Below are 12398 nucleotides of genomic sequence, written 5' to 3'. Positions count from 1 at the left end.
GCCGGATCGGCCTATCTGACCACGGTCAGCCGCTCGGCCGCGCGTGTGATGGCGGTATAGAGCCAGCGCTGGCGGGTTTCCTTGAACGCCCAGCTTTCGTCGAACAGCACGACGTCGTTCCATTGCGAGCCCTGCGCCTTGTGCACGGTCAGCGCATAGCCATAGTCGAAATCGTCGAAACGTTTCTTCTGCTGCCAGGGGATCTCGGCGTCGGGGTCCTCGAACGCCGCCTTGAGCAGCTTGATCTTGGCGACGCCGCGGTCCGGATCGTCCTCTTCCGGCGAGACCAGCAGGTTGATGCCGGGCTTCACCGTCTCGCGCGACGAGGTCATCACCTTCCACAGCGAGCCGTTGAGCAGGCCCTTGGCGGGGTCGTTGCGCAGGCAGACCAGCTTGTCGCCGGCCTGCGGGAAATCGGCATTGAACCCCTTCAGTTCGCGCAGCCGCTGGTTATAGCGCCGCCGCGTGCGGTTGGTGCCGACCAGCACCTGATCCGCCTTCAGCACCAGCTCCTGGTTGACGTCTTCCTTGCCGATGACCTGCGCCGAGCCGTAGTCGCCGCGCATGAATTCGCGGCCCTCGCGCACGTCGAGCGCCAGCCGGATGATCGGATTGTCGCGCGCCTGGCGATGGATCTCGGTGAGCAGCACGTCCGGCTCGTGCTCGGTGAAGAAGCCGCCGCCCGAGATCGGCGGCAGCTGCGCCGGATCGCCAAGCACCAGGATCGGCGTCCCGAAGCTCATCAGGTCCCGGCCGAGCTGCTCGTCGACCATCGAGCACTCGTCGATGACGACGAGCTTGGCGCGCGCGATCGGGCTTTGCCGGTTGAGCGAGAAGGTCGGCGAGATCGAGGTCTTGCCGGTCACCTCGTCCGAGACCGATTCCTCGCCCTTCGGCCTGTAGATCAGCGAATGGATGGTGCGGGCGTTGACCGCGCCCTTGGAGCGCAGCACCTGCGCCGCCTTGCCGGTGAAGGCGGCGAACTGCACCTGGCCGTCGACATGCTCGGCGAAATAGCGCGCCAGCGTCGTCTTGCCGGTGCCGGCATAGCCAAATAGCCGGAAGATCTGCGGCCGGCCGTCTTTCAGCCAGCGCGCGACTGCCTTCAACGCCTCATCCTGTTGGGGAGAGAATTCCATCAGCTGGAAAGACCGGATTCGCAAGCGAAAGACAAGATCGGCTGCCGACAACTACTGTCAGCGGCGGCGGCCGTTACCCACCACTGGCTCGGCAGGCTATCAGGCGACAATGAGAACGTAAAGAGAACAGATGCCGATTTCAATCAGTGTGCCTACACACCCGGCCCGCCACGGCCTGCGCTAAGCCCAGGATCGTTCTCGAGCAGGATCGGCTTGCCGTGCGGTGTGGCGTGCGCGGCGCGCTCCCAGGCGGCGGCAAGTCGATCGACATCGCTCCTGCCGGCAACGCCCTTGGCTGACAGCAGGCTTTCCAGCGCCGCCAGCCAGTGCTCGTAATAGTCATGCCTGTCCGCTGCCGCATCCGGCCTCTTCACTTCGGCGGACAGCGCATCGGCCCATTCGCTCCAGGAAAACAGACCTTTGTCGTGCAGCGCCACGGTCATGGCGAAGGCCTCGGCCTGCCACGGCTCGGCGAAGACCGGCTCGTCGAAGTCCGCCGGGAGGTCTTCACGCCGGCTCAAGATAGCTCTCCCAGGCGTCGATCGACACGGTCAGCGTCGGGTCGGCGCCCTCGCCCCAGACCTCGGTGCCGTCGAAGACCACCGTATAGAGCCATTGCGGGTTCTCGCCTTTCCCATGCGCATTGCTGTCGGGGAAGACAAAGCCCTCGCGCACGACCTCGACGGTGCCTTGCCTGCCGCGTGCGTAGCGCGGCAGCCGCGTGTGCCCGGTCGGATTGAAATTCTTCATGAGCACCCGGTCGCCGGCCCTGAACCGCGCCGGCGTGGCGACCGGCCGGTTGCACGGGCCGCCCCTGGCCAGCGCTGCCGGGACGTTTTCCGCCTTCAGCACTCTCTTGGGAGCAGCTGCCGGATCGACCGCCCGGCCCTCGGCCAGATCGCGGTCGCTGACGAAGCCATGCCGTTTGAGCAGCACTTCCAGCGCCTTGATCCAGATCTGGTAGTAGCTCGATGAATAGTAATCGGCCGGATGCAGCGATTCCCGCGCATGCCGGCTTTCGTCGATGTTCCAGGCGCCCATGGCGCCGGCGGTGAGCGTCACGCCGAGTGCCCGCCTTTCCCAGCCGGCATGGAAATAGGGCTCGTCCGTTTCGGGCGCGACCGGCCCAAAGCCCATCTGCCCGCCGAGATCCTGCGGCCCGTTCATGCCGGCTCCCCCGTCATGCCGGCGCCTTTGCCAGTGCGGTGCCGATCATCGCATCGCGGCTCACCAGCTCGGCCAGTTGCTCCTCGCTCCAGCCCTCAGTGCCCTCCGGCCGCATCGGCACCACCAGATAGCGCAGCTCCGCCGTCGAATCCCAGACGCGGATCTTCTTGTCCGCCGGCAGGGTCAGGCCGAATTCCGCCAGCACGCCGCGCGGATCGATCACCGCCCGCGAGCGATAGGGCGGCGCCTTGTACCAGACCGGCGGCAGGCCGAGCACCGTCCACGGATAGCAGGAGCACAGCGTGCAGACGACGAGGTTGTGCGTCTCCTCGCTGTTGAAGACGGCCTGCATGTGCTCGCCCTGCCTGCCGGTATAGCCCAGCGATTCGATCGCCGCCGTCGCATCGCGCCTCAGCCAGTCGGCATAGGCCGGATCGGTCCAGGCCTTGGCCACCACCCGGGCCCCGTTGCGCGGGCCGATCTTGGTCTCGTAGGTGTCGACGATGACGTCGATCGCGGCCGGATCGATCAGGCCTTTCTGGGTCAGGATCGTTTCCAGCGCGCGCACGCGCGCCGCGAACGGATCGAGCTCGTTGTCATGGTCATGATCATGCGACATGAGCTCAGACTAGAACCGCCGACATGTGGCCGCAAGCATGACGGCTTGGGCCAGCAAGCGGCGGTCGAGCTATTCGGCCGCGGCTTTCTGGAGCTGGATGACCCGGCCTTCTTCCGGATCGAACAGCGACGGTTGCTCCGCACTTTCGACCGCATGCAGCGCCGGCCGGCCCTTCTTCAAGGAGAAGCCGAGCAGCCAGCCGGAAAAATTCTCGAAATAGACGTAGATCACCGGCGTGACGAAGAGCGTCAGCGCCTGCGAGGCGAGCAGGCCGCCGACCACCGCGACGCCGAGCGGCTGGCGCAGTTCGGCGCTGGCGCCGGTGCCGAGCGCAATCGGAAACGTGCCCATCAGCGCCGCCAGCGTCGTCATCATGATCGGCCGGAAACGCATCAGGCAGGCCTTGTGGATGGACTCCACCGCCGACATGCCCTCGCGCCTGAGCTCCAGCGCCACGTCGACCATCATGATGCCGTTCTTCTTGACGATGCCGATCAGCATCAGGATGCCGATCACCGCGATCACCGAAATATCCATGCCGGCAACACGCAGTGCAACCACCGCCCCCAGCACCGCCGACGGCAGGCCGGTGAGGATGGTGAGCGGATGGATGAAGCTCTCGTAGAGCATGCCGAGCACGATATAGATGGTCAGGATCGCGCCGCCGATCAGCAGCCCCTGGTTGGCGAGCGAATCCTGGAAGGTCTTGGCGGTGCCGGCAAAGCTGGTGCCGATCGTTGTCGGCATGCCGACCTGCTCCTTGAGCTGGTCGATGCGGGTCACGCTGTCGCCCAGCGCCACGCCCGGCGGCAGATTGTAGGAAATCGTCACCGCCGGAAGCTGGCCGAGCTGGTTGACGGTGAGCGCGCCGGCTGTGCGGTCGACATGGGCGAAGGCGCCAAGCGGCACCAGGCTGCCGCTCGCCGTCCGCACCTGGATGGCAAGCATGCGCTCGGGCGACCATTCGATCTTCGGGTCGAGCTCGGTGATCACTGCATAGCTGTCGGCCGAGCCGAAGATCGTCGAGACCTGATCGGTGCCGAAGCCGCCATAGAGGGCCGAGCGCAGCGTATCGGTATCGATGCCGAGCTGGGCGGCCTTGTCGCGGTCCACCACCAACGACGCCTGTAGGGCATTGTTCTGCAGGTCGCTGGTGACATCGGCGAAGAAATTGTGGTCCGCCGCCATCGCGTCATTCAGCTTCTGTGCCCAGATATCGGTCTGGCCAGTATCGAGGCCTTGAACCACGAGCTGGTAGGCGCTGGCCGACGACCGCGAACCCAGCCTCAGGTTCTGCACCGGCTGCATATAGGTCTCGATGCCGGCCACGCCTGCCAGTTGCTTGCGCAGATCCGAGAGCACCTTTTCGATGTCCGGGCGCTTGTCCTTGTCCTTGAGCTGCACGAACAACTGGCCCTGGTTGAGCGCATTGTTGCCGCTGCCCGCCGACCACGCCACATGATCGACATAGGGCGAATGGGAGAAGACGCTGGCCACCTGGCCCTGCAGCTTCGCCATGGCGTCGAACGAGATGTCCTGGCGGGCGACCGTCGTCACCGATATCTGGCCGATGTCCTCTTGCGGGAAGAAGCCCTTCGGCGAGACCTCGATCAGCCAGACCGACGCCGCAGCGGTGCCGATGAAGACCAGGAACACCAGGAAGGTGTGGCGCAGGCAGAAGCTCAGCAGCCAGTCGTAGCAGCGTGTGACGAAGTCATGCCGGTGGCCGCCTCCATGGGCTTCCCTCTCCGCCTTCGAGACCGAAAGCAGGCGCGAGCAGAGCATCGGCGTCAGCGTCAGCGAGACGAACATCGACGCCAGGATGGCGACGGTCACCACGACCGCGAACTCGTTGAAGATGCGGCCGATGACGCCGCCCATCAACAGCACGGGAATGAACACCGCCACCAGCGAGATCGAGATCGAGATGATGGTGAATCCGATTTCGCGCGCGCCCTTCAGCGACGCGTCGAACGCCGAGAGCCCGTCTTCCTCCATGTGCCGGAAGATGTTTTCGAGCATGACGATGGCGTCGTCGACGACCAGGCCGACGGCGAGCGTCAGTCCCATCAGCGAGATGTTGTCGATGGAAAAGCCGAACAGGAACATCGCGCCGAGCGTGGCGATCAGCGAGATCGGCACCGCGACGGCCGGGATGATCGTCGCGGTGACGCGGCGCAGGAAGACGAAGATCACCATCACCACAAGCGCGATCGTCAAAAGCAGCGTGAACTGCACGTCGTCGACGGCCTGGCGGATCGAGGTCGAGCGGTCGTTGAGCAGCTTGATCGAGGCGGCGCCCGGCATCTGGTCCTGAAAGGACGGCAGCATCGCCTTGACCTTGTCGACGACGTCGACCGTGTTGGCGTCCGGCTGGCGCTGCACGGCCATGATGATGGCGCGGGTGCCGTCATACCAGCTCGCTGTCGTCGTGGTCTGAACCGAATCGACGACGCGGGTCACATCGCCCAGCCGTACCGGGTGACCGTCTTTGGTGGCGATGATTAGATTCGCGAAACCCGCCGCGTTGTTAAGCTGAGTATTGGCGGTGATGGTCAATTGCTGCTTGTCGTTCTGCAGCACGCCGAGCGGCGTGTTGCTGTTGGCCGACGCCACCGCCGCCTGCAACTGGTCGATCGAGATGCCGCGCGCGGCGAGCGCCGTCGGGTCGATCTGGATGCGCACGGCGTATTTCTGCTGGCCGTAGATCGAAACCTGCGCCACGCCGTCGATGGTCGACAGCGAGGGCGAGATGACGTTCTCGGCGAAGGCATCGAGATCGGTCAGCGGGACCGTGTCGCTGACCAGCGACATCAACAGGATCGGAGCGTCGGCCGGATTGACCTTGCGATAGCTCGGCGGCGCCGTCATCTCGGGCGGCAGCGACCTTTGCGTGCGCGCGATCGCCGCCTGCACATCCGCGGCCGCGGCGTCGATGTCGCGGTTGAGCACGAACTGGATGGCGATCGAGGTCTGGCCGAGCGAATTGGTGGTCGAGATGGAATCGATGCCGGCGATCGTGGCGAACTGCTTGATCAGCGGCGTCGCGACGGACGTCGCCATGGTCTCCGGCGAAGCGCCGGCCAGCTGGGCGGAGACGTTGACCACCGGAAACTCGGCGCTGGGCAGCGCCGCAACCGGCAGAAACTTGTAGGCGAACAATCCGCCCAGCACGAGGGCGAACGACATCAGAAGCGTGGCGACGGGCCTGCGAATGCAGAATTCGGAGATCATTGGCTGGCCTCGCCCGCCTTGCCGGCTTGCGCGACCTTGGGTGCGCCCTGAGCGCCGCCCTTGGCGGCCGCCTTGCCCTCATGCACGGCCGCGCCGTCCTTCAACCTGGTCTGGCCCTCGACGACCACCTTCTCCCCACCCTTGAGGCCCTGGCTGATGGCGCTGTTGTCGCCTTCGGTCAGCGCCACCTGGACGGGGCGCATCTCCACCGTATTGTCCGGCTTGACTACGTAGACGAACGGCCCCTTCTGGCTGGGCTGCACCGCGACGGTCGGAACCGAGGTCATTTGCGGCATCGTGCCGGCGTCGAGCACGACGTTCACATACTGGCCGGGCCACAGCGAAAGATCCGGGTTCGGTACGCTCGCCCGAGTGGCGATAGTGCCGGAGGCGGTGTCGACGCTGGAATCGACGAAGTCGAGCGTGCCCTTGCCGATCGGCGTCGGATCGCCGTCCTTGGTCAGCGTCACGTCGCCTTGCTGCGGGTCGGCCAGCGCCTTGTGCAGCAGGGCGAGGTTGCTCTCCGGCAGGGTGAAATTCACCTGCAGCGGATCCATCTGCGTGATCGTCACCAGCGGGGTCGAGCTGCTGCTGTTGCCGTTGCTGGTGGTGACGAGATCGCCGACCGAGACATTGACGGCCCCCAGCCTGCCCGAGATCGGCGCCGAGATCGACGCGTAGCTCAACTGCACGGTATCGGCGTCGATGGTGGCCTTGTCGGCATCGATGGTCGCGGCTGCCGCCTTCTGCGCCGCCAGCGCCTGATCGTAGGTCTGCTGCGTGCCGGCCTGCTTGGCGACGAGGTCCTTGGCGCGCTGCAGGTCGGCCTGGGCGCTGACCAGCATGGCCTGGTCCTTGACCAGCGTCGCCTGGTCTTTTGCGAGCTGCGCCTTCAGCGCCCGGTCATCCAGTGAAATGAGAAGATCGCCGGCCTTGACCATCTGCCCGTCCTTGACCGCGATCGAGACGATCTGGCTGGAGACGCGGGCGTTGATGGCAACCACCTCCGGCGAGGACACGAAGCCGATGGCATAGCGGCGGATGGGAAAATCGGCGGTGGTGGCGGCCGCGGAAACGATCGAGGCCGAATGCGAGCCACCGCCGCCGCCCTTTGCATTGTCCGGTGCCTTGGCCGTCTTTTCCGTGCCGTTGCTGGCGGCCTGCTGGCCCGAAATCAGTTGCTGGACTTTGCCCAGCGCCGTCGGCGAAAGGTAGAGACCGGCCCCGGCAACGCAGGCCAGCGCAATCACCGCAAAGACGATTTTTCCGCGCATCGACAACAAGCCCTCTCACGCGACACGCCGGATCCGGTGGTCTATTTTTGCTCGATCCGCGGCGCCTTGCCGCGAATTTCGCCGAAATAGATAGGACAAGGCTTTGGCGGAAAAGGGCCAAAACACGGCATTACGAAGATTTAATGTGCAGTGCACAATAAGGAGGCAACCCGACCCATGGGCCGGGACCGCGACCTGAGATCTGTTGAGATTCAGGTCAGGCCGAGTCGAAAACGTTGATTTCCGAGAACCGGAGCGGAGCGTACCTTTGGATAGGTGAGCACCGGAAGCGCAGGAAAGCGCCGTTTGCAGGCCGGCCGCACCTGAATATCGACAGATCTTAACGCAGCATCGGCCACAGCGTCGCCGCCAGCAGCGCACCCATGGCGATGTTGAACCACTTCAGCCGCACCGGATCCGACAGGAACCCGCGCAGCGCCGTGCCGAAGCCCGCCCACACCGAGACGCTCGGCAGGTTGACGATGGTGAAGGCGACCGAGATCAGCACCACCGACAGGAACGGGTGCTCCGCATTGGCATAGACGGCCATGGCGGTAATCGCCATCACCCAGGCCTTGGGATTGACCCACTGGAACGCCGCCGCATCGATGAAGCGCATCGGTCGCGCTTCCATCTCGCCCTTGCTGCTCAGCGAACGCGACATGGCGATCTTCCAGGCGAGATAAAGCAGATAGACGCCGCCGGCGACCTTCAGCGCCGTATGCAGCACCGGAAACGCCGTCAGCACTGCGCCCAGCCCGAAGCCGACGGCAAGCAGCAGCACCAGAAATCCGATGCTGATGCCGAGCATGTGCGGAACGGTCCTGACGATGCCGAAATTGACGCCGGAAGCCAGCAGCATGAGGTTGTTCGGCCCCGGCGTGATCGAGGTGACGAAGGCGTAGACCAGGAGCGCAAGGAACGTTTCAAGCGGCATGACGTCCTCCCACACAAGTCATCGCGTCGAATAGGTCAGTATAATTGTCCTTTTATACCGGGCGCGCAAAGGCCACCCTGGAGCATCAACCGGGCCAGACGGTCAGGACGGAAATGACGACCTGCCGGCGCTTCGGCGCCGGCCTACTACATGCCCTGCGGGCCGCGGTTCATCGCCGCCACGCCGGTGCGGCAGATCTCTACCAGGCCGAGCGGCTTCATGATGGCGATGAACTGGTCGAGCTTGGAGCCCTTGCCGGTGATCTCGAAGATGAAATGCTCTGTGTTGGCGTCGATGACGCTGGCTCGGAAGGCATCGGCAAGACGCAACGCCTCGACGCGGCTGTCGCCGGTGCCGGCGACCTTGACCAGCGCCAGCTCGCGCTCCAGCGGCCGCTCCTGGCCAAGCTCGTGCGAGCGCACGGTGAGGTCGACCACACGGTGCACCGGCACGATGCGCTCGAGCTGGTGCTTGATCTGCTCCAGCACATGCGGCGTGCCGCGCGTCACGATGGTGATGCGCGACAGATGCTTCTCGTGCTCGGTCTCCGAGACGGTCAGGCTCTCAATGTTGTAGCCGCGGCCGGAGAAAAGGCCGATGACCCGGGCAAGCACGCCCGGCTCGTTGTCGACCAGCACGGAGAGCGTGTGGTTCTCCGGCTTTTCCGTTTCCTTGGCGATGAAATAGGCGGAGCCGGTCGGTTGGAGCTGTGCGTTCATGGGGTGAATCTCGATTTCAACTCTTGGATCTAATTCTCTGTTTGCGCACGGCTTCCTTAGACCAGCCCTGCCTTGGCTCGTCGCCTACACCAGTTCCCTGCCTTTGGCGTCGATGGCATTGGCCACCGCCTCGTCGGTCGCCTCGTCGGGGAGCAGCATCTCGTTATGCGCCTTGCCCGAGGGGATCATCGGGAAGCAGTTGGCCAAAGTCGCCACGCGGCAGTCGAACAGCACCGGCTTCTTCACCGCGATCATTTCCTTGATCGCGTCGTCGAGTTCGTCCGGCTTGTCGCAGCGTATGCCGTGGCCGCCATAGGCCTCGGCCAGCTTGACGAAGTCCGGCATTGCCTCGGTGTAGGAATGCGACAGCCGGTTGCCGTGCAACAGCTGCTGCCACTGCCTGACCATGCCCATATACTGGTTGTTGAGGATGAAGATCTTGATCGGCGCTTCGTACTGCACCGCCGTGCTCATCTCCTGCATCGTCATCTGCACCGAGGCATCGCCGGCGATGTCGATGACCAGCGCATTGGGATGCGCGATCTGCACGCCGAGCGCTGCCGGCAGGCCGTAGCCCATCGTGCCCAGCCCGCCCGACGTCATCCAGCGGTTCGGCTTCTCGAAATGATAGTGCTGCGCCGCCCACATCTGGTGCTGGCCGACCTCGGTGGTGATGTAGGTGTCCATGTCCTTGGTCAGCGCATAGAGCCGCTGGATGGCGTATTGCGGCATGATCACGTCGGCGTTCGGCTTGTAGGCCAGCGAGTCGCGCGCCCGCCATTTGGCGATCTGCTCCCACCACGGGTAGAGCGCCTTCTTGTCGGCCTTGGCGGTCGCCCGCCACAGCCGCACCAGATCCTCCAGCACCCGGCCGACATCGCCGAGGATCGGCACGTCGGTATGAACGTTCTTGTTGATCGACGACGGATCGATGTCGATGTGGATCTTCTTCGAGTTCGGCGAGAACGCGTTGAGCCGCCCGGTGATGCGGTCGTCGAAGCGCGCGCCGATGCAGATCATCACGTCGCAATCGTGCATGGCCATGTTGGCCTCGTAGGTGCCGTGCATGCCGAGCATGCCCACCCAGTTCTTGCCGGAAGCCGGATAGGCGCCGAGCCCCATCAGCGTCGAGGTGATCGGGAAGCCGGTGAGATCGACCAGTTCGCGCAGCAGATGGCTCGCCTCCGGACCGGAATTGATGACGCCGCCTCCCGAATAGATGATCGGCTTCTTTGCGCTGGCCATCAGCTCGACCGCTGCCTTGACCTTCTCCAGGTCGCCCTGGACCTTCGGCTGGTAGCTGGTGCGCGGCGCTGTCTGCGGCGGCACATAGGTGCCCTTGGCGAACTGCACGTCCTTCGGAATGTCGACCACCACCGGGCCGGGGCGCCCGGTGGTCGCGACATGGAAGGCCTCATGGATCGTGGCCGCGAGCTCGTTGACGTCCTTCACCAGCCAGTTGTGCTTGGTGCAGGGGCGCGTGATGCCGACCGTGTCGCATTCCTGGAAAGCGTCGGAACCGATCAGCGAGGTCGGCACCTGGCCGGTCAGACAGACCAGCGGAATGGAATCCATCAGCGCGTCCTGCAGCGGCGTCACCGCGTTGGTGGCGCCGGGGCCGGACGTCACCAGCAGGACGCCGGCCTTGCCGGTCGAGCGCGCGTAGCCTTCCGCCGCATGGCCGGCGCCCTGCTCGTGCCTGACCAGAATGTGCTCGACCTCGTCCTGTTGGAAAATTTCATCGTAGATCGGGAGAACCGCGCCGCCCGGGTAACCGAAGACATGCTTGACGCCATTGTCCTTCAGCGCCTGCACCACCATTTCGGCGCCCGTCATTTCGCGCCGCTCGTTCCGCTCGTTGCTCATCGGTCTGGTCCCGTACTGTCGCCATTTGGGCGTTGCTGGTCGTTTAGTCGTGTTTCGGGCAATAAAAAAGGCCCCCGAGGGAGCCTGTGTGATGCGCATGGGAGGTTTTCGCCCGGCGGTTACACCGCCTTGCCCACGCGCCTGCCTACGAGAATGAGTGCCGTTTTCATGGTGGCGGACAGTAGAGGCGGGAAAGCCGGCCTGTCAACCGGGAAAATGCTCCCGCCTCGCCACCGTTCGCGTGCCGTCCCAAATGGCTTCAGCGCGGCGGCTTGCAGTGCGCGACAAGCGGATCGCATTTGGCTCCCTTCCTCGCCTGCACCAAGGAAGGGCGATGCGGCTCGGCCTTCGCCGGCCCATGATGCGGTGTGCGCATCGCCAGCATCTGCTGATGGTTGAGCCTCCTGCGCGGCGCATGTTTGCCGTCGGATGTCTCGCCGATCTCCACCTGCCCGGCGCCGGCGATCACCCTCTTGTGCTTTCGGTCGGCCGTGTTCGGTTCCCCTTCGGCGATCGCCGCTGCGGGCCGGATCGTCCTGACGCCCGCGGGCTTCTTCGGCCCGTGGCCGGCGGCCTCGGGCGTGCCTGCGATAACCGGCGCAGCACCTTGCGCCGGCAGGGAAGCGTTGCCGGCCAGCATCTTCACCGCCTCGCCCTTCGACGGATCGAGCCGGGCTTCGGAGAAGTCGCCCTTGCGCGGCGGGACGATCTTCGCCGCTTTGATCGACGTCACGACCGCCCTGGGAAGCTCAGGCAGGCGCGGCCCGGCATCGATCGCGACGACCTGGTTGCCAAGCCGTACGCGCGGCGCGTTGTTGACGATCACAGTCTGGTTGATGATCGTCGTGTTGCGGATGATGGTCACGTTTTCACGCACTGGCCGCACGACGCTGACGACATCGGCCACGCCGATCGCCGCCACCGGTGCGAAGCACCACCAGCCCTCGTCGAACGCGACATCGGCAATACGCGGCGGCGCCGGAGCCCAGCCGATGTTGTCGCCGCCCTGGCGCCACACCACCCAGGCCGGCGCCCATTCGTAGCCGGCGATCCAGACCCAGCCGAATTCGGGATCGTACGCCCAGCGCCCGTAGTGGAAGACGATGCCGCCGAACGGCTCAGCCGACTCCCAGTACCAGCCCTCGTCGGTCCAGACCCATCTGCCTTCCGTATAGGGCCGCCATTCAGGCCGGACGGAGGGAACCCACACCTCGCCGAACCGGCTGGAAGTCCGCCATCCGCCGTAAGTCGCGAGCCGCTCGCGGACGGTCACGGAAACCACGGCCGCATGCGCCGCCTGATAGGACGGAACCGCCAATGGACCGGCCAAAGTCACGCCCAAAGCCAAGGTGACGGCTACGGAAGCTGCCAGCCCGCGCCGGGCGAATGGATGGATGGAGGACAATTGCATGACGCTCTCCTGGCTCCTTGCATCGCCATTCG

At 64.9% G+C, this 12398-nt stretch carries 10 protein-coding genes; all 10 read right to left on the bottom strand.

Annotated features, from left to right (window positions below; all coding sequences use genetic code 11):
* Positions 1-11: 11 nt before the first annotated feature.
* The 10 genes from EN857_RS12975 to EN857_RS12930 all read right to left on the bottom strand — a co-directional run bounded on the left by EN857_RS12975 (position 12) and on the right by EN857_RS12930 (position 12366).
* Positions 12-1139 (bottom strand): ATP-dependent RecD-like DNA helicase, encoded by a 1128-nt coding sequence (locus EN857_RS12975; protein WP_127285265.1) that lies wholly within the window; start codon positions 1137-1139, stop codon positions 12-14.
* Positions 1140-1291: 152 nt separating this feature from the next.
* Positions 1292-1660 (bottom strand): nitrile hydratase accessory protein, encoded by a 369-nt coding sequence (locus EN857_RS12970; RefSeq protein WP_127392164.1) that lies wholly within the window; start codon positions 1658-1660, stop codon positions 1292-1294.
* A complete protein-coding gene (nthB, locus tag EN857_RS12965) occupies positions 1647-2306 on the bottom strand; it encodes a nitrile hydratase subunit beta (RefSeq protein WP_127285262.1) in 660 nt (219 codons plus the stop codon). Before nthB ends, EN857_RS12970 begins: the two co-directional genes overlap by 14 nt.
* 13 nt (positions 2307-2319) lie before the next feature.
* Entirely contained in the window at positions 2320-2925 is a 606-nt protein-coding gene (nthA, locus tag EN857_RS12960) for a nitrile hydratase subunit alpha (RefSeq protein ID WP_127392165.1), read from the bottom strand.
* A gap of 69 nt (positions 2926-2994) precedes the next feature.
* The gene (locus tag EN857_RS12955) at positions 2995-6159 is read right to left on the bottom strand and encodes an efflux RND transporter permease subunit (RefSeq protein WP_127392166.1); all 3165 of its coding nucleotides are present in this window, start codon (positions 6157-6159) and stop codon (positions 2995-2997) included.
* A complete protein-coding gene (locus tag EN857_RS12950; protein WP_127392167.1) occupies positions 6156-7433 on the bottom strand; it encodes an efflux RND transporter periplasmic adaptor subunit in 1278 nt (425 codons plus the stop codon). The genes EN857_RS12955 and EN857_RS12950 overlap by 4 nt, the downstream gene beginning before the upstream one ends.
* A gap of 340 nt (positions 7434-7773) precedes the next feature.
* A complete protein-coding gene (locus EN857_RS12945; protein ID WP_127392168.1) occupies positions 7774-8370 on the bottom strand; it encodes a LysE family translocator in 597 nt (198 codons plus the stop codon).
* Between the two features lie 146 nt (positions 8371-8516).
* Positions 8517-9089, bottom strand: a complete 573-nt coding sequence (gene ilvN, locus EN857_RS12940; protein ID WP_006204962.1) for an acetolactate synthase small subunit — start codon at positions 9087-9089, stop codon at positions 8517-8519.
* 84 nt (positions 9090-9173) lie between these two features.
* A complete protein-coding gene (locus EN857_RS12935; RefSeq protein WP_127285088.1) occupies positions 9174-10955 on the bottom strand; it encodes an acetolactate synthase 3 large subunit in 1782 nt (593 codons plus the stop codon).
* Positions 10956-11214: 259 nt separating this feature from the next.
* The gene (locus tag EN857_RS12930; protein WP_127392100.1) at positions 11215-12366 is read right to left on the bottom strand and encodes a DUF6600 domain-containing protein; all 1152 of its coding nucleotides are present in this window, start codon (positions 12364-12366) and stop codon (positions 11215-11217) included.
* Positions 12367-12398: the final 32 nt, after the last annotated feature.

Origin of the sequence: Mesorhizobium sp. M4B.F.Ca.ET.214.01.1.1 (genome assembly GCF_004791545.1) — a bacterium.
In the GTDB taxonomy this organism is placed as follows: domain Bacteria; phylum Pseudomonadota; class Alphaproteobacteria; order Rhizobiales; family Rhizobiaceae; genus Mesorhizobium; species Mesorhizobium abyssinicae.
This window is presented reverse-complemented; position numbering and strand designations above follow the sequence as displayed.